The organism is Sporolituus thermophilus DSM 23256 (assembly GCF_900102435.1).
GTDB classification, from domain to species: Bacteria; Bacillota; Negativicutes; order Sporomusales; family Thermosinaceae; genus Thermosinus; species Thermosinus thermophilus.
This window is the reverse complement of sequence record NZ_FNBU01000003.1, coordinates 142,687-160,230: the sequence shown is the minus strand read 5'-3', so window position 1 is coordinate 160,230 and position 17,544 is coordinate 142,687. Positions and strand designations below refer to the sequence as shown.

General features: G+C 55.4%; 17 protein-coding genes. 1 reads left to right on the top strand and 16 read right to left on the bottom strand.

Annotated elements, in window-relative coordinates; genetic code table 11:
• Positions 1–35 precede the first annotated feature (35 nt).
• The 8 genes from phoU to mfd all read right to left on the bottom strand — a co-directional run bounded on the left by phoU (position 36) and on the right by mfd (position 9,913).
• Positions 36–632 carry a phosphate signaling complex protein PhoU gene (gene phoU / locus BLQ99_RS03280; protein WP_050769620.1) on the bottom strand — a complete coding sequence of 199 codons (597 nt, stop codon included), beginning with the start codon at positions 630–632 and terminating at the stop codon, positions 36–38.
• A gap of 74 nt (positions 633–706) precedes the next feature.
• Entirely contained in the window at positions 707–1,462 is a 756-nt protein-coding gene (pstB, locus tag BLQ99_RS03275) for a phosphate ABC transporter ATP-binding protein PstB (RefSeq protein ID WP_093688107.1), read from the bottom strand.
• Positions 1,463–1,543: 81 nt separating this feature from the next.
• Positions 1,544–2,236, bottom strand: coding sequence for a winged helix-turn-helix domain-containing protein (locus BLQ99_RS03270; protein WP_093688105.1), 693 nt, complete (start codon positions 2,234–2,236; stop codon positions 1,544–1,546).
• Positions 2,237–2,319: 83 nt separating this feature from the next.
• Entirely contained in the window at positions 2,320–2,595 is a 276-nt protein-coding gene (locus tag BLQ99_RS03265) for an HU family DNA-binding protein (RefSeq protein ID WP_093688103.1), read from the bottom strand.
• A gap of 91 nt (positions 2,596–2,686) precedes the next feature.
• The gene (yabN, locus tag BLQ99_RS03260) at positions 2,687–4,156 is read right to left on the bottom strand and encodes a bifunctional methyltransferase/pyrophosphohydrolase YabN (protein ID WP_093688101.1); all 1,470 of its coding nucleotides are present in this window, start codon (positions 4,154–4,156) and stop codon (positions 2,687–2,689) included.
• A gap of 1 nt (position 4,157) precedes the next feature.
• Complete coding sequence (locus BLQ99_RS03255; protein ID WP_093688099.1) at positions 4,158–5,759, bottom strand: putative polysaccharide biosynthesis protein; 1,602 nt, start codon at positions 5,757–5,759, stop codon at positions 4,158–4,160.
• 190 nt (positions 5,760–5,949) lie between these two features.
• A complete protein-coding gene (gene spoVT, locus BLQ99_RS03250) occupies positions 5,950–6,516 on the bottom strand; it encodes a stage V sporulation protein T (protein ID WP_093688097.1) in 567 nt (188 codons plus the stop codon).
• Between the two features lie 67 nt (positions 6,517–6,583).
• Positions 6,584–9,913 carry a transcription-repair coupling factor gene (gene mfd, locus BLQ99_RS03245; protein ID WP_093688095.1) on the bottom strand — a complete coding sequence of 1,110 codons (3,330 nt, stop codon included), beginning with the start codon at positions 9,911–9,913 and terminating at the stop codon, positions 6,584–6,586.
• A 242-nt stretch (positions 9,914–10,155) separates the two neighbouring features.
• On the opposite strand from mfd, the gene BLQ99_RS14720 reads away from it, so the two are divergent.
• A complete protein-coding gene (locus BLQ99_RS14720; protein ID WP_143005860.1) occupies positions 10,156–10,347 on the top strand; it encodes a hypothetical protein in 192 nt (63 codons plus the stop codon).
• Between the two features lie 41 nt (positions 10,348–10,388).
• Here the strand turns inward: BLQ99_RS14720 and BLQ99_RS03235 are convergent, their stop codons facing one another.
• From BLQ99_RS03235 to BLQ99_RS03200, 8 genes are all read right to left on the bottom strand, one after another.
• Complete coding sequence (locus BLQ99_RS03235) at positions 10,389–10,631, bottom strand: anti-sigma-F factor Fin (RefSeq protein ID WP_093688091.1); 243 nt, start codon at positions 10,629–10,631, stop codon at positions 10,389–10,391.
• Positions 10,628–11,032, bottom strand: coding sequence for a hypothetical protein (locus BLQ99_RS03230; RefSeq protein WP_093688089.1), 405 nt, complete (start codon positions 11,030–11,032; stop codon positions 10,628–10,630). The genes BLQ99_RS03235 and BLQ99_RS03230 overlap by 4 nt, the downstream gene beginning before the upstream one ends.
• Before the next feature lie 63 nt (positions 11,033–11,095).
• Positions 11,096–11,995: a M23 family metallopeptidase gene (locus BLQ99_RS03225; protein ID WP_093688087.1), complete on the bottom strand. Its 900-nt coding sequence runs from the start codon at positions 11,993–11,995 to the stop codon at positions 11,096–11,098.
• Between the two features lie 141 nt (positions 11,996–12,136).
• Entirely contained in the window at positions 12,137–13,102 is a 966-nt protein-coding gene (gene glpX / locus BLQ99_RS03220) for a class II fructose-bisphosphatase (RefSeq protein ID WP_093688085.1), read from the bottom strand.
• A 31-nt stretch (positions 13,103–13,133) separates the two neighbouring features.
• Positions 13,134–13,778 carry a fructose-6-phosphate aldolase gene (gene fsa / locus BLQ99_RS03215; RefSeq protein WP_093688083.1) on the bottom strand — a complete coding sequence of 215 codons (645 nt, stop codon included), beginning with the start codon at positions 13,776–13,778 and terminating at the stop codon, positions 13,134–13,136.
• Positions 13,775–14,437, bottom strand: a complete 663-nt coding sequence (locus BLQ99_RS03210) for a hypothetical protein (protein WP_093688081.1) — start codon at positions 14,435–14,437, stop codon at positions 13,775–13,777. Before BLQ99_RS03210 ends, fsa begins: the two co-directional genes overlap by 4 nt.
• Positions 14,438–14,555: 118 nt before the next feature.
• The gene (locus BLQ99_RS03205; protein WP_093688079.1) at positions 14,556–14,948 is read right to left on the bottom strand and encodes a response regulator; all 393 of its coding nucleotides are present in this window, start codon (positions 14,946–14,948) and stop codon (positions 14,556–14,558) included.
• Positions 14,949–15,071: 123 nt separating this feature from the next.
• Entirely contained in the window at positions 15,072–17,429 is a 2,358-nt protein-coding gene (locus BLQ99_RS03200; protein ID WP_093688196.1) for a hypothetical protein, read from the bottom strand.
• Between the last annotated feature and the right edge of the window lie 115 nt (positions 17,430–17,544).

Here is a 17,544-nt window from a genome sequence, read left to right as displayed (position 1 = left end):
CTAAGGGGGTAATGCAGGGGATAAGCTCAAATCTTTTATTTCTTACGCAGGCGTTGGCCGGTCACCAGATAGATGACCCATTCGGCGATGTTGGTAGCATGGTCGGCGATGCGCTCGAGGTAGCGGCCGACAAAAATAAGCTGCGTCGCCTGACTGATCGTCCGGGGATCTTCCATCATATAGGTCAAAAGTTCCCGGAAAATCTGCTGGTAAAGGTTGTCGACCTCGTCATCGGCCAGACAGACCTGCTCGGCCAGCGTAATATCCAGCTTAAAATATGCTTCAAGGGCATTATGGAGCATCTTTTGGGCCATGCCGGCCATGCGGGGGATGTCGACCAGCGGCTTGATGAGAGGCTGGTGGGCCAGCCGTAGGGTGACATTGGCAATATCATAGGCGTGGTCGCCGATACGCTCCAGATCGGTCGTAATTTTCAGGCCGGTGCTGATGATGCGCAGGTCCCGGGCCAGCGGCTGCTGGCGGGCAATGAGGACCATGCACTTGTCCTCGATGTCCACTTCCATCTTGTCAATGATGTCGTCGCCCTCAATTACCTTGCGGGCAAGGTTAACATCCTGTTTGGCCAGCGACTGGACGGCATCCTCAATGGCCATAGCCACGGCATTGCCCATGCGCAGCAGTTCCTGCCTAAGCGCTTCCAGCTCCTGATCATAACTTTGTCTCGTTACCACGTCTTTCCCTCCTGTTAACCGAAGCGACCGGTGATATAATCTTCAGTGCGTTTATCCTGGGGGCGGGTAAAAATGGCGCCGGTTTCGTCATGTTCAATGAGCTCGCCGTTTAGGAAAAAGGCGGTGTAGTCGGAAACGCGGGCGGCCTGCTGCATATTGTGGGTCACCAAGACAATCGTGTAATTGGTCTTAAGTTCGGTAATCAGTTCCTCGATTTTCATCGTCGAAATAGGGTCGAGCGCCGAACAGGGTTCGTCCATGAGCAGCACCTCCGGCTCAACCGCCAAGAGGCGGGCGATACACAGCCGCTGTTGCTGCCCGCCCGACAGACCCATTGCCGAGCTGTGCAGGCGGTTTTTTACCTCATCCCACAAAGCGGCGCCGGTCAGGCTTTTTTCCACTATCTCATCCAGGCGCGCCTTATTTTTCAGGCCATGAATACGGGGGCCGTAGGCGACATTGTCATAAATGGACATGGGAAAGGGGTTAGGCCGCTGAAACACCATGCCTACCCGCTTGCGCAGCATGACCACGTCGGTGCCGGGATGGTAAATATTCATGCCGTCCAGCAGCACCTCGCCCTCAATGCGGACATTGTCAATAAGGTCATTCATCCGGTTAATGGTGCGCAGACAAGTCGATTTGCCGCAACCGGACGGGCCGATAAGGGCCAAAACGCTGTTTTTTACCACATTTAGGGAAATCTTTTTCAGTGCCAGGGTATCCCCATAATAAAGCTTCAGTTTATTAATTTGGATTTTATATTCCATATAGGGCTTCCTCCTAAGGTTCTCTCCCAGCACTATAACATGAATGCGTTCCACCGTTGTTAAATCCATGTTAACAAATTGTTAAATTTCCCGAAACCGGTAGCCGACGCCGCGCACTGTCTCAATGGCCTCGGCCAGAACAGGGTCAATGCTTAGTTTGGCCCGCAGGTGGCGGATATGTACATCTACGGTCCGGGTATCGCCGAAGTATTCGTACCCCCAGACCTTGTCCAAGAGTTGTTCGCGCGTAAACACCCTGCCCACATCGGTGACGAACAGTTTCAGGAGCTCAAACTCTTTGGGGGTAAGTTCAAGCTTTTCTTTGCCGATATGGGCCTCATAACGGCTAAAGTTGAGTTTTAGATTGCCGACCACCAGTTCGCCGGTCAGCGGTGCATCTTTTTGGCTGCGGCGCAGCACCGCCTTAATGCGGGCCAAAAGCTCCCGCGGGCTAAACGGCTTAACCATATAATCGTCGGCGCCCATCTCCAGGCCGATGATTTTGTCCACTTCCTCCGCCTTGGCGGTGAGCATTATAATGGCGATACCGGCCGTCTCGCGGGCGCTCTTCATGGCCCGGCACACATCCAGGCCATCTTTGCCTGGCAGCATCAGGTCGAGGACGACGAGATCAGGCCGCTCGCGCCGCGCCAGCGCCAATGCTGTATTGCCGTCCTCAGCCTCAAGCACGGCATAACCCTCCTTCTCCAAATTGAAGCGGACCAGTTCGCGGATATTGATTTCATCTTCCACAATTAATATTTTCCCGGTCACGGCCGCAAATAGCCTCCCCTTATTCTATGTCAAAGTGAAAAAAACCAGGCCTGCACCTGGTTTTTCCACATCTATGTATCGCCTTACTTGTTGACAGCGTCTTTCAAACCTTTGCCAGCTTTGAAGACAGGGCTCTTCGAGGCGGGAATGTCGATTTCCTTGCCGGTCTGCGGATTGCGTCCTTTTCTGGCTTCGCGGGTCTTTACCTCAAAGGTGCCGAACCCAATAATCTGCACTTTGTCGTTCTGGGCCAGCGCTTCCTCGATGCTGGCAAAAACGGCGTTAAGCGCCTTTTCTGCGTCCTTCTTCGTCATGCCGGCTTTTTCCGCAACACTGGCGATCAATTCGGTTTTATTCACAATCCTTCCTCCTCAATATAGTTGTCCATAATTGTTACGAATAGCATTATTCGCTATTCCGGTTTTTATTCCTTCTACCAATTACCAAACATTACTTATTTTTTCCTGTTTCTTTGGTCTTGGCCTCCTCCCACAGGCGGTCGAGCTCGGCCAAGGAGAGGTCTTGCCACCTGAGGCCCTGCGCGGCAACCGTTTCTTCGATATAGGCGAACCGCCGCCGAAATTTGTTGTTGGTATGATTGAGGGCGGTTTCGGGATCAATGTCTAAAAAGCGGGCCAGGTTGACAACGGCAAACAGGACGTCGCCCAATTCGTCTTCGCAGCAGCTTTGCTTGCCGCTTTGCACCGCGGCGCGGAGTTCGGCCAGCTCTTCGTCAACCTTCGCCCATACCGGGCCGATATCGTCCCAGTCAAAGCCGACTTTCGCCGCCTTGGCCTGCAATTTATAAGCGTACATCAGACTGGGCAGGCCTTGCGGGATGCCGGCAAGGACCGACGCCGGCGTCCCCCCTTTTTCCCGCTTTTTGATTTTCTCCCAGTTAAGCACGACCTCGGCGGCGTCGCGGACCGTGATATCGCCAAAGACATGGGGATGGCGGCGGATCATCTTTTCCGTTACGCCGTCAATTACGTCTTGCATGGAAAAGGCGCCGCTCTCCTCGGCGATGCGGGCGTGAAAGACAATTTGCAGGAGCAGATCGCCAAGCTCCTCGCATAGTTTGTCCGCATCGGCCAGGTCAATGGCCTCCAGCACTTCATACACTTCTTCGACAAGATAGCGCCGCAGGCTGGCATGGGTCTGTTCAATGTCCCAAACACAGCCGCCCGGCGAACGCAAGGTCGCCATCACCTCGATGAGGGGGGCAAGATTGAAGCGTTTGGCTTTAACGGGTCTTGGCGGTACATACACACTGGTAAGGTGGTCGATCACCGGTAGGCGGTCCAATTCGTACAGGGGGATGGTCCGGACTTCTTCCTCAGGCAGGCTGAGGCTCTGCACCACCGTAACGGGATAATCATCGCCAAAATAGTCCATGAGAGTAAGCTTGGTCTCCGACGCTACCTGCCGGTTGTAAACCTGGGTCACGACCAGGCCGGTCGGAAGGTCAGGCGGCAGCTTGTCCACCTCGGCCGCGTCTACGACCGTCAAACCGTGGATAGGGTCGATGCCCAAACGGGTATAAAGTACTTCCAGAAAACTCATGCCTGGCACAATGGCGACCGGGATGCCCTGCCCCTTGGCCTGGTCCCGGATAAGAACCACCGTGCGCTCGGCCACCAGGGGACTGCCTGGCACGGCAAAGACCACTTCTTCACCCCCGGCGGCGCGGGAAACGACATCAGCGGCAATCGTTTGGTAGACTTCTTCGAACGAGGCTTTTTCGTCGTAAACGGCGTCGTAACTCGTAAACGAAAGCCCGTGCCGCGCCAAATCGTCCACGCAGGGGTGCCGCGCCGTCCTCAGTAGCAGCGATTTGGCCGCCCGGAGCGTATTCCAGGCTTCAACAGTAAGCAGGCTAAAGGCCCCCGGTCCCAGTCCAACAATCGTGATTTTGCCCATATTATCGCCTCAACAATCGGAATGTGCGTAGCAGGCGGACTAAATCAGGTCCTACCCGCGGAATGCGCTGGACGTCCCGTTCGCTGACGCCGCCTACCAGTAAGAGGACAATGCCGTACACGGCGCCGCCCGCAGCAATGGCCGCCAACGTGGCCAGCGTATTGCTAAAGGTTTTGGTCATAACGGCGTCATAAGTCAAGAGCACAATGCCGCCCATGACGGCTGTCGCCGCCGCTGTTTTAAACGTGTCTTTCCAGTCAAGGCTGAAGCCTACATAGCGATAAACAAAATACATATTGAGCAGGGCGGCAACACCGAAGTCGGCTACCGTCGCCCAGGCGGCGCCTTTTATCCCCAGGGATGGCATGGCGGTCAACGTCCAGCTCATAATGACTTTTACCACCGCCGAAATAACCATGTTAACAAGGGGAATGGCCGTATGCCCAAGGCCCTGCAGCACCCCTGTCGTCACCTGGTGGATGCCGAGCAGGACGATGCCTACCGAGAGGATGGCAATCGGCACTCCGGCGTTAGGCGTGCCGTACAGCATCTGCGAAATGGGCGTGGCCAGCAGCCACATCCCCACAAAGGCCGGAATGGTAATAAGATTGGAAATGCGCATGGCTGTTGCCGTACGCTGGTAAATGCGCGCCCGGTTGCCGAGCGTATAGGCTTCGGACACGGCCGGCACTAAACTGGCCGCCAGCGATGCAGTGAGGATGGTTGGCAAGTTGATAAGGGCCACCGCCATCCCGGTTAGATAGCCGAAAAGTTCCGTCGCCTGCTCAACCGTATAACCGGCTACTTCCAGACGGGCCGGCACAATCAGGAGATCAATATTGGAAACAACTGGCAGCATGATATTGGCCAGCGATACCGGCAAGGCCAGACGGACGATACGGGTGATGATTCGGAAACCCGATTCCTGCCGCATATCGGGCTGAGCAGCGATTTTGCGCTGGAATTCACCCCGCTGGCGCCAGTAATAATAGATAAGAACGAGCAGACCGGCGGCCGCACCCGGACCGGCGCCGAAACTCGCGCCGGCGGCCGCGTACTCGAGGCCATAGGGCAGCAGCAGATACGCCAGGACGATCATGGTGACGACGCGCAGTAGCTGTTCCACAATCTGGGAGACGGCCGTGGGCGTCATGAGCTGCAGTCCCTGAAAATAGCCGCGGTAGCTGGAGAGGATGGTGACAAAAAAGATGGCCGGCGCCAAAGCGGCAATGGCGTAGTAGGCCCGCGGGTCGCGCACAAACTGGTATTCTACCAGCCAATTTGCGCCGTAGTAGAGTAAAAACGTAAAAATAATACCGGTTGCCGCCAGTACCGCCAGCGAAATGCGGAAAACGCGGTTAGCGCCGCGATAGTCGCCAAGGGCGATCTTCTCGGCAATTAAAATAGAAATCGCTACCGGAATCCCGGCCGACGAAATGCTGAGCGCCAAAAGATAAATGGGATAGGCCATTTGGTACAGACCAATCCCTTCTCCACCTAGTAGCCGTGATAATAAAATACGGTTGACCGACCCGATAACTTTGACGATAATGCCGGCAACCGTTAAAATCAAGGCGCCCTTTAGGAATGTATCCTTGCTCAATACCAGTCAGTCCTCTCCTGAATGTTAACCCATGGCATACTCTTTCACGCTTGAAGCATTTTATATTATAACAAAATTCCACCCTTAGGGGAAATACTTTCCGGGCAAAAGCGTTTGCATTCAGAAGAACGCCGGCCAATAGAAAAGTAGCGAACGGCGTCCGCTACTTAAACCAACCAAGAAGGCGTTGTTATTGAGACATTTGCTTGGCGAGAAAGCCTGCAGCGGTTTCGGCTAGTTTAACTTCCATTTCTCCCATTTGGACGCCTGGTTGCTTGGAACAGATAATTACTGCACCAATGGTGTCCCCTTCGACAATAATGGGCGAAATCACTTGCGCTGTGAACTTGCAGGTCTGGTCGTCTTCGCAATCCGTGACGCATCCTTTGCAGTGCTTGTATTCACCGGGATTATTGATAACCGCCGTCTTGCGCTCTTCCATGACTTTTTCGACAGCAGGCCCTAGCGGCTTACCGAGAAATTCTTTCTTTGACGCCCCAGCGACCGCAACTACGTTATCCCTGTCGGCGATCATGATGATATGGCCAATAGCTTCATAAAGTGAGTCGCAGTACTCCTTGGCAAAATCGCCCAATTCGCCAACTGGTGAATATTTCTTAAGAATTACTTCGCCTTCACGGTCGACATATATTTCTAATGGATCACCTTCACGAATCCGTAATGTCCTTCTAATTTCCTTCGGAATGACAACTCTGCCTAGATCGTCAATCCTTCTGACGATGCCAGTCGCTTTCACCAGTATCCCCCCTTTTCTACAGTTTTTGACATTTGTCTAGTGATAGTATATATCCGGCCTCTGCGTTTTATTCATTGTCCCCGCCAGTAGTAAGCGGCGCGAATGCCGTCTTTTTTTCGGCCGGTTCGGTAAGGGGGCGCAAAACCTTGACCAGCCAGTCAAGAATCGGCTCGGTCAGATTCGCCGTCTTCAGCCGCAGCGTCTGCGGGGGACCGGGCTGAATGGACACGCGGCCAGGGTAACTGCTTTTCAGGGCGATAATGTCGTCAACGCCAATATTAGGCCGATCAGTAAACTGGATCTCCACATGGTCGCGCCGCTGAAATATGGAGCGGATGCCCAGCGCCCGGGCGTAATTTTTGACGCGGGCCACCATAAACAGATTTTGCACGGGCTGCGGCGGCTCACCGAACCGGTCGATCAGCTCATCGACCAGTTCACTGATATGTTCTTCGGTGCGAATAGCGGCAATCCGTTGGTATACCTCAATTTTGTGCATCGCATCACTGATATAGTCACCGCTGAGGTAGGCGTCAACATTGAACTCCAATACCGGCTCGGGCGGCGGCTCGATAGCCTTGCCCGTACGGAGTTCCTGCACCGCTTCGTCGAGCAGCCGGCAGTACATTTCAAAACCAACGCTCAAAATATGGCCGTGCTGCTGGGGCCCGAGAATATTACCGGCGCCACGGATCTCCAAGTCGCGCATGGCAATTTTGAAACCGGCGCCCAGTTCGGCAAACTCTTTGATGGCCTGCAAGCGCTTTTCCGCCACCTCGGTTAGCACCTTGTCCCGCTGATAGGTAAAATAGGCATAGGCCATGCGATGGGTGCGTCCAACCCGGCCGCGCATTTGGTAGAGCTGGGCCAGGCCGAATTTGTCCGCGTCATAAACGATTATGGTGTTGGCATTGGGCACATCCAGGCCGTTCTCGATGATGCTGGTACAGACCAAAATATCGTAGTTTCCCTCATAAAAATCGAGCATCACCCGTTCAAGCCGGTCCTCGCTCATTTGCCCGTGAGCTACGCCAATGCGCGCATCCGGCAAAATCTCACTCAGCCGTTTGTGCATCTTGTCGATGGTCTGAACGCGGTTATAGACAAAATATACCTGCCCGCCCCGCCTAAGTTCGCGGCGGATGGCGTCGCGGACGACCTCTTCGTTGTATTCGATGACATAGGTTTGGACCGGGTAGCGTTCCTCCGGCGGCGTCTCGATAATGCTCATGTCGCGGGCGCCGACCAACGACATATGCAGCGTGCGCGGAATGGGGGTGGCGCTCAATGTCAATACATCAATATTGGTGCGCCATTTCTTGAGTTTTTCCTTTTGGGCGACACCGAAGCGCTGCTCCTCGTCCACGATTAAAAGGCCGAGGTCTTTGAACTGGACATCGGGATTGAGCAGGCGATGGGTGCCGATAAGAACGTCCACCTGGCCGGCGCGCACCTTGGCCAGCGTGGCTTTTTGTTCTTTGGGGCTGCGGAAGCGGCTGATAACGTCGACCACCGGGCCAAAACCGGCAAAGCGGCTGCTGAACGTCTGGTAATGCTGCTGGGCTAAAACGGTCGTGGGCACCAGCACGGCCACCTGTTTGCCACTCATCACGGCTTTGAAGGCGGCACGGATGGCTACCTCGGTCTTGCCAAAACCGACGTCGCCGCAGAGCAGGCGGTCCATCGGGCGCGGCGCTTCCATGTCGCGTTTGATTTCGCTAATGGCCTGCAGTTGGTCAGGTGTTTCCTCATAAGGAAATGCTTCTTCAAATTCCTTCTGCCACGGTGTATCGGGCTCGAAAGCAAAGCCTGGCGTCACCTGGCGCGCGGCATAGAGGGCAATAAGTTCCTTAGCCAAGTCGGCTACGGCCGCTTTGGCCCGGCTCGTCGCCTTCTGCCACTCGGTGCCGCCCATCCGGTGAAGCCGCGGCACTTCGCCTTCGGCGCCAATGTATTTCTGCAGTAGGTGTACCTGGTCGGTAGGCACGTAAATTTTGTCTTCACCGGCGTAACGGATAAGAAAATAATCGCGGTGCACGCCCCCGACTTCCAGCGTCTCGACACCGGCATACTTGCCAATGCCGTGGTTGACATGGACCACATAGTCGCCGACCTTGAGATCGCGGAAATAAGTGATCTGCTGCCCTTTGGCGGCGCGGGGGCGCAAGCCTTTTTTCTGGCGGCCGAAGATTTCTTTTTCGGTTAGCACTGCCAGTTTGGCATGGGGCAGTTCAAAGCCACCGGCCAGCACGCCGACGGTAATCATGACCGTGCCGGGAACAAGGGTAGTCAGCTGCTCGCTAAAGACCGCGCTGACGCCTTCCTGCGTCAGATTCTGCTGCAAATGCACCGCCTTGTCACGGTTGGTCATGAAAATAACGGCCTGCAGCTTGCGGTCACGCCATGCTTTAAGCTCGTCAACAAGCATCTCCATCTGTCGGTGAAACGGGGCGATGCCCTTAGCGGTGATGCTGTGAATCTCGCCCGGTTCGGTGTATGGCGTTTTCTGGAGAAGCAGCGACAGATAGACAATATTGAAGCCTTGCGCGGCGGCGGCAATATCGGGCCAGGCATAAACGCGGGGCTTGATTTCCGGGTTTTCCTTGACCAGCTTGGTCATAGCTTCCCGCACCCTGGCCGGTTCATCAAAAACAACGCAGCCGTCGGCCGGAAGGTAAGACAGTACGGTAGTTCGCCTGCCGCGGTACTCCGGCTCAATGATGGGCATGATGTCTGCTTTGTCCACGGCGCCAATCGACCGCTGGGTGGCCGGATCGAATTCCCTAAGTGAGTCGATTTCATCGCCAAACAGCTCCAACCGCAGCGGATTGGGGCGATTAAGCGGGAAAATATCGATAATGCCGCCCCGGGCGCTGAACTGGCCAACATTATCGACCTGGTCGACCCGTTCGTAGCCAAAGCGCACCAGGGTTGCCAACAGTTTTTCGAGCTGAACTATGCCGCCGGCAACCAGGCTGACGCGGCTGTTTACCAGTTCCTCTTTCGGCGGCGCCTTCTGCATAATGGCTTCGGGCGTCGCGAGGACAATGACCGGCTCCCCGCCCAGCAGGCGGCTGTAAATATCCAGCCGCCGGGCCGTTAGTTCCAGGCTTTTGGCCGCGGCTGAAAAAGTGACAAGGTCAAGGGCTGGCAGCTCTAAGACCGGCGCTGTCGGCAGTAGCGTGGCTAAATCGCTCTTAAGCTGGTCGATACTCTCCCCGGAGACGGTGATAATAAACGTGGCACGCGGTTTTTTATTGTAAGCGGCTGCGAGGAGAACACTCTTTTGCGTTCCCGTCAAGCCGTAGATCAGGCTAGCCTTGTTGGCCGCAGTGCAGGCGGCCAAGGCCTGCTGCAAGGCCTTGTCGGTCTGGATCGCGTCGAATAGTGGTTGCATGCTCACACCTCTTTGCTCGGAAAACACGCCTAGCCTGTTGCTTGACCGGCGGGGCTGTCCTTGCCAGACCGGAACCAACAGGCGTTAGTTCTATCATGTTCCTTTTAACAATACCATATCCCTCGGCCGACGTCAAAAGGGCCCGGCCTCGCTTACGGCCAAACAGGCCGCTGTTTCGATTAAAATTTTTCCTAATTGCCGTCCGCAAATCCGGAAAAACTATGCGCAGGGAGGTGATTATTTTGGCCGATGACAAAACCCGCGTATACCGTTTCTGGAACGGCAAAAACATTGATGGCAAATCCTCTGCCGGCTACCCCGACCTGATTGGCGAAACCGACCGCGACGGGCAGCGCAAAGCGGAAATGAAGTATGAGGTAGGCGTCGACACTTTCGCGGCTGATGACCTGCAACGCGGCGTTTCTTATGATTGATGAAATTTAGAAGAGGCAGGAGCATTTCCTGCCTCTTTTTCTTAGTGCACCGGCCAGATATGCCGTGCGGCCGGCAAATCGCCATCATCAAGGCCCAATGTTTCAATACAGGCGTCACAGAGCGACTGTACATACATAGCCTGGGTCAGCGGATCAACGCGGACTAATGTTTCCCGTTCCTCGGCCGTCAAACAGTCAAAGCCAAACCTTGCTTCGTCTACTTGGTTTACCTCAATGGTGTCGATAGCCTGCCCGCAATAGTCGCAGGTGTAAAAAATCTTCATTGTCCACCGCTTCCTTCCCGTGGCGCATAGAATGTAACCACTGCGGCATTCCAGGCAAGATGGCAGGCAAAACCGGCGGCCAGGGCCATCCAGACGCTATCGGCAAGCCACAGGGCAGCAATCGTTGCCAGGCCGAACAGGGTATGCCCAATAAGGCTGAAAAGCGCCGCCTTGCCGCTGCTTTTCCGCTTCGGCAGCCAGTCATAAACCGCCTCGAGTAAACCAAATGTGACATGGGTAGCCAGGATGTCGGCCGACAGATAATAGGCGGGTAGCGTCTTTACCGCTTCTTCCACGGCCGGACTGAAACTGACAATGGCTTTGGGCCCGACGGTTTTTAGCAGCGCTTTATTAAGCAGAAAGCTAAGCGAGGCCATGAGACAAGCAATAACGTAGGCCATATTCCCTCTGGCTGGTAGATTGCCGGTAGTGTTAGTTTTCCCGCCGCCGGTCAGCTTTATTCCCTACGGGAGCACCGCCAACGGATTTATTGGCTGGCCGCCGCGGCGGACCTCAAAGTGCAGATGCGGCCCGGTGGAGTAACCGGTGTTACCCATGTAGGCGATAACCTGGCCGGTCTGGACATACTGGCCGGGCGTCACCACATAGTCGGCCAGATGGCCATACAGGGTGGTGTATTCGGCGCCGTGCTCAATCATGACCGTGTAACCATAACCACCCTTCCAGCCGGTAAAAATCACGCGCCCGGCGCGGGCCGCCCGGACGGGCGTGCCAATGTCGTTGGCGATGTCGAGCCCGGTGTGAAGCCGGCCCCAACGCTGACCGAAGAGTGAGGAAATCTCGCCCTGCGTCGGCCAGATGAAGCGGAAATTTGCACCCCGGGCCGCCACATGGCTGTAGCGGACCCGGCCGCCGGGAATAAACACTTTTTCCCCGATGGCGAGAAAATCATTTTGTTTGCCATTGGCCTCCCGAATCCGCTCTACATCGACGCCGTACAGATTGGCAAGATGCCAGAGCGTATCGCCGATATCAACGGTATGCAGCACCCCTTTTTGGGGCAGAATGACAAGCTCGTCGCCCGGATAAATCGTTTCGCCACTAATATTGGGGTTGGCGGCAAGCAGGGTCTCGATATCGACACCGTAACGGGCGGCGATGTCGCTTAGCGTTTCGCCCGCCACTACCGTATGGGTACGAATTATTTGCTTTTGGTGTTTTTCTGCTGCCGCTTTTGGTACCGGCGGTTCAGCTGGCGCAGCAAGACCCGCCGGCTGCACGGTGGAAAACTTTTGTGCCGCTGCCGGACCTACCAGGTTCAGACCGCCGATAAGAACGCTAAAAGCCAGTACGGCCGCCAAAACGAACGGGGCGGACATGGCAGCTAGTATCTGCCGGATCAAATGCTATCACCTCGGTAAGTTAGCATTGTCCGCCAATCCTCAATTTATGCATGCGCTGCCTTATTTTTCCTCATTTGGCAAACTACCCAGGGAACCGCAACAATAAAAATACCTCCTGGCAACGCAGGAGGTTGTTATGAATTATGACCGTTTTATGAACAGCGGTTTGCGGTCCAGTTTGTGAATGGCGTCAATAAAACGAACCGTGCCGGTTTTGTAGCGCATGACGATCGAGTGAGTGCGCACCCCGCCGCCAAAGTAGCTAACGCCGCGCAACAAATCGCCTTGGGTAATGGCGGTGGCGGCAAACATGACATCTTCACCATGAACGAGGTCGTCGATGGTGAGCACCTTGTTAATGTCCGTAATGCCCATTTGTTTGGCCCGCTCCACCTCAGCCTCATTTTCCGGCCATAGTTTAGCCTGCATATCGCCGCCCAGGCATTTAAGGGCGGCGGCAGCAATGACACCTTCGGGGGCGCCGCCGATACCGAGCAGCATATGGACGCCCGTACCCTCGATGGCGGCGTTGATCGCCGGGGAAACGTCGCCGTCGGAAATCAGTTTAATACGGGCGCCCGCTTCCCGCACTTCCTGAATTATTTTGCTGTGGCGAGGCCGGTCAAGAATAACGACCGTCAGGTCCTCCACTTTGCGGTTGAGCGAGCTGGCAACGGCTTTTAAGTTTTCCCGCACCGGGGCATTAATATCAATTTTACCGGCCGCGGCCGGGCCAACGGCGATTTTGTCCATGTACATATCAGGCGCGTGCAGCAGCCCGCCTTTGGGCGCGATGGCAATAACGGCGATTGATCCCGGTAGGCCCTTAGCCACCAGGTTAGTGCCTTCCAACGGGTCGACGGCAATGTCCACTTCCAGGCCGCCGGCGCCGACTTTTTCGCCAATATACAGCATGGGCGCCTCATCCATCTCGCCTTCGCCAATAACCACGGTGCCGCTGATGCTTACACTGTCAAAGGCCTGCCGCATGGCGTCAACGGCAGCCTGGTCGGCGGCAATTTTATCGCCTTTGCCCATCCAGCGCCCGCAGGCGATGGCCGCCGCTTCGGTAACCCGCACAAATTCCAGGGCTAGTTCACGATCCATTTTCTTATTTCATCTCCTTTTTAAGTCAACATTATTGCCTAGCTTTGCGCCAATCTGCAAGAAACCGCGCAATACCCGCATCGGTCAACGGGTGATTTACGAGCGCCAGCAGCACTTTATACGGTACGGTGGCGATATGGGCGCCCGCCAAAGCCGCCTGGGTAACATGCAGGGGGTGACGAATGCTGGCGGCAATAACTTCTGTCTCAATGCCATGAATAGCAAAAATGTCGGTCGTATCCTTCACCAATTTCATGCCGTCATGACCGATATCGTCCAGCCGGCCCACGAACGGACTGACATAAGTGGCGCCGGCCCGTGCGGCCAGCAGGGCCTGATTGGCGGAAAAAATAAGCGTGACATTGGTCTTAATCCCCTCGGCAGTCAGCGCGGCTACCGTTTTCAAACCGTCAGCCGTAATCGGCACTTTGATTACCACATTATCCCCGAGTTTGGCCAGCTCGCGCGCTTCCGCCACCATTTCGGCAAAGGTGACGCCGATAACTTCGGCGCTTACCGGTCCGGGAACAAGGCGGGCGATTTCTTGGATAACCGCCTTGACATCCTGCTTTTCCTTGGCAATTAAGGAAGGATTGGTCGTAACGCCGGCCACTACGCCGAGGGCCAGGGCCTCCTTGATTTCGGTGATATTTGCTGTATCGAGAAAAAACTTCACGTAAGTACCTCCTCGCTGCTCCTGCGGTTATTCGCTTTATGACGCCGGCGGCGCTGGCGCGTCAATTCGATGGCCGCCATGGCGCTAGCTTGTTCAAGGTCAGCCTGGCTGCCGGCGCCAATAACCTGACGGGCGCCGCAATTTATACATTTCAGCACAATCCGGTCGGCAAGAATGTCGGCTTCAAGGACCGCATTCGTGCACTGGCAGTGTATCCCGCCTCTGGCTGCCAGATCATGAACAAGATTGAGGATTTGAAACATAACCGGTGGATTTTTAATATTTTCTCCATCGTCACTGCCAAGCAAATTGGCAACTTCCGCCCGGTCGCACCGGATGGTTTCTTCAATCTGTCGACGGTCACCAACCAGACCTAACTCTAAGTTTTCCTGGGCACAATAGATTTTATCCGCTCTGGCTCGCCAAAAACGCTTGCCGTCGATAGCGACAATATGGCTTGTCCCGCAGACAATGCAAGGAATTTCAAACAAGTATTGGCGGCGACAGGTGCTGGCTACGATCGCTTGCACATGTCCGCAGCTGCAGACCAAGCGCTGCCGGTGCGCCTGACGGATGGTGAACCGGCTGAACTCATGCATTTGGATGTTGCCACACCGCGGACAGTGCAAGGCAAGAGTAGACTTACTGCTGCAAACCATACCTATCCCCCTTCTTCAGGGGAACACTTCGCCATAAAGTAAAAAAATTCCTGCCTAGCGAGCCAGTCTTGGCTACCACGGCCGCAAAAGGAAAACACCCGGTCCAACCGGGTGCATGCTATCCAATCATTAATCGGCGGGAATCAGCCGAACCGGCAATTTCACGGATCATTTGACATAAGGCGATGATGTCAAAAGGCTTGGTAATATACCCATAGGCACCCATCTCACGGGCCTGATTCACCAGGTCGAGTTCGCCATAAGCCGTCATCATCAGCACCTTTTCCCCAAGACCGAGACGCTTCATCTCCCGCAAAGTTTCAATGCCGTCCATTCCAGGCATTTTCATGTCCATCAGGGTCAAAGCGGGCTTAATTTCCTTCGCCATGGCGATACCTTCATAACCGTTTGCCGAGGTATATACAGCATATCCTTCCTCCGCCAGCACTTCCGTCAAAAGCCGCCGGATACCAGGCTGATCATCGATAACCAGAACGGTAGCTTTAACCATTTAATATCCCCCGCAATCAAAATATTACACCTAATTACGTGTATATTCGCACCCAGTGACAAATATCCTGCTAATAATTGGTAATTTACGGCATTTTCTCACTATTTAAATAATATTCTTTATTTAAAAAATAAATATTTTTGCTTTTACAGTCCGCAGTGCTTGGACTAGTTTAAATAAATATTTATTATGGTAAACTTTTAAAGTGTATTTCGCGGTTCTGTCGTTAACGGTAAAAACGATGTCGTTGTAAGGCGTAGGCAGCCCCCAGGTGCTGTAGATTTCTTCGCCGTTTTTGAGCACGGCAATGCGGTAAGCGCTGTCGCGCAAATACAGCGGATATTTCACACTGACCCGATGGGGATGCTCGTTGTCAATCGGAATATCACGGCCAAGAATGTCCACGGCATACTCCGAGACATTGGCCGTGTGGGCCACCCGCGCCCCGTACAGCGCAACCGGCGCCGGCGCATAATAATCAAGGTACGCCCGCACCAATTCACCGGCGGTGGCAAACTGGAGCAGGCCGCGGTCAACATACTCCTGTTTCAGGTAACGGAGGTGTTCGCCGATCGCGTCAAATTGGCCGCCTTCCAAACTCTGCCAGTCACCACTCCCCATGACGAACATCGCGTGGGTGAAGCCGACAATAGCGTGCACCCCCGGTTTCACCTGGCCATCAGCAAGGAAAAAATCCATGCCCTGTTTAGCCAGGCTGTTCATGACGGCGGCACTTTGGGCATCATAGTTGATGAACTGGCGCGGCGTAGGCCTGAACTCGACAAGAGCGACGGCGTCGAGACGCTCCGCCGGCCAGTTGATGTCATCAGGCCGGGCAAAATAGATTTCCCCGCCATAAGCGCCGGCCGTTATCCCGCCGGCATTGCCGTCGGCATCACTTGTCCCCCACAAGCCTACCTTGCGGTAAACGCGGGTGCTCATGGCCTCATCCGCCGGCCCGTCACCGAAATCGAACGAGCCGACGCGGGCGGTGATAAGCTGGCCCTGGCCGGAATCAGCGGCTAGTTCGTCCAGAATCCGCTGGTACGTATACAGCGTGCCGGTACGGCTGTTATAGGCGTCAAAATCACCTTCTTCCGCCAGGCTGTGGGCCCAGCCATGGCGGAGGTGGTTGGCCCACAATCCGTCCACAGCAGGGTTGTAGGAAAGCACATTGCCGGGCAGGTGCGGATCATAGTCAAGATGGAGATGAATACCGTACTCATGGCCGCGCTTGGCTTGTTCCTGCACCGACTGACGGAGAGCGGCCGCGACCTGTCCCCACCGGCCGGTAGTTGACTGGCTGTCAGCCCACTGGGCGGCCTTCACCAGGGGCCAGGCAATATAATGGGTCCACTTGGCGCCGTAGGTTTCGGCCACGGCATTGAGCTTTTCCGCTTTGCCCACCATTTGGGTCAGCACTTCCGCCGGTTCCAGCCAGCCGTTGCCGTTGCCCCAGGCTTTGGGATAACCGGCAGCATCAATGGCTTCCAGGTCTTCGGTCATAACGTAAAATACTTTACCGGGACGAGTGTCTTGCACCCGTACCGCGATTTCGGCGGCGAGCGGCGTCCCGTTGACGGCAAAGCGCACTGGCCAAGGCCGGCCTAAGTTAACGGCATGGGGCCGCTGGGCCCGCACTTGCCAGACAAGAGGCACCTCTTGACCAGGAGCAAGTTCGGCTACCGTCCGGGTTTTTGGCGTCAACAGGACCAGGCCAAAGCCATAGGGTTCGACCAGTTCCACCGCCAGGTCACGCAGCGGCTGGCTGCCGGTATTGCGCAGACCTATCTCGACCCGCACGGTCTCTCCCAGCGCGGCCTCGAGCTGGCCGGCCGGCGCCGATACGGCCAGGACTCTTACGGTATCGCGGCCGAACTGCAGTTTGGTGACAAGCACATGCTGGCCTTGACCGGCCTGGACGCTCAGACGGTAGCGCCGGACTTCGCCCGGCTTAATCGCCGGCGCCAATTCGGCCAATAAATCTTGGACATGATATTCGGCGGTAAGCCAGTCACCTTTGTAGTTGGCGCTTTGCCGTTTGTCCAGCCATATTACGCCTGCTTGCGCCGGAGGCAGCGGACCGGTCACGACCCAGCCAACCGCGCCAACGGTGTTGCCCTGGTCGTCGAGGGCGCTGATTTGGACCCGGCCTGTCCCCTGGGTCGACAGAAACTGCAGACGCAGCTGGGCAACGACATCAGGGCCGGCAGGAACGTCTTGCCCATATTCGACCGTTCCCTGCCCGCCGGCTGCCAGTTCCAGCGCTTTAACCGCGCCTAGGACGGGACCGGTCACGACCCGCACCACATTACCGTCGCCCTGCTGGCGTATAGCCCCCGGCCACTCGGCCAGCGCTCCCGGTTCAAGGGGCGTAAGGCCGGCTGCCGGCGGCAGCGGCGGCTCGCCGGCGCAGCCGCCAACCAGCAGGATGACAACCATTACAGTAATAAATATGCTCGTCTTTTTACTAATAGTCATGTTTTTCACCAAAATTTCCACAAAGATAATCATGCCAATAAATCGCGGCAACTGGAACCGCAGAGATGTTCATGACATAAACGTCATCACAAAAACATGAAAACATTGAAGTCTA

Excerpts from the sequence above, each read along its gene's own strand:
- BLQ99_RS03210 (WP_093688081.1), bottom strand. The coding sequence starts at position 14,437 with ATGGTTTGCAGCAGTAAGTCTACTCTTGCCTTGCACTGTCCGCGGTGT.
- phoU (WP_050769620.1), bottom strand. The coding sequence starts at position 632 with ATGGGCAATGCCGTGGCTATGGCCATTGAGGATGCCGTCCAGTCGCTG.
- mfd (WP_093688095.1), bottom strand. The coding sequence starts at position 9,913 with ATGCAACCACTATTCGACGCGATCCAGACCGACAAGGCCTTGCAGCAG.
- pstB (WP_093688107.1), bottom strand. The coding sequence starts at position 1,462 with ATGGAATATAAAATCCAAATTAATAAACTGAAGCTTTATTATGGGGAT.
- BLQ99_RS03205 (WP_093688079.1), bottom strand. The coding sequence starts at position 14,948 with ATGGTTAAAGCTACCGTTCTGGTTATCGATGATCAGCCTGGTATCCGG.
- BLQ99_RS03230 (WP_093688089.1), bottom strand. The coding sequence starts at position 11,032 with ATGGCCTACGTTATTGCTTGTCTCATGGCCTCGCTTAGCTTTCTGCTT.
- BLQ99_RS03200 (WP_093688196.1), bottom strand. The coding sequence starts at position 17,429 with ATGACTATTAGTAAAAAGACGAGCATATTTATTACTGTAATGGTTGTC.
- BLQ99_RS03235 (WP_093688091.1), bottom strand. The coding sequence starts at position 10,631 with ATGAAGATTTTTTACACCTGCGACTATTGCGGGCAGGCTATCGACACC.
- glpX (WP_093688085.1), bottom strand. The coding sequence starts at position 13,102 with ATGGATCGTGAACTAGCCCTGGAATTTGTGCGGGTTACCGAAGCGGCG.
- yabN (WP_093688101.1), bottom strand. The coding sequence starts at position 4,156 with ATGGGCAAAATCACGATTGTTGGACTGGGACCGGGGGCCTTTAGCCTG.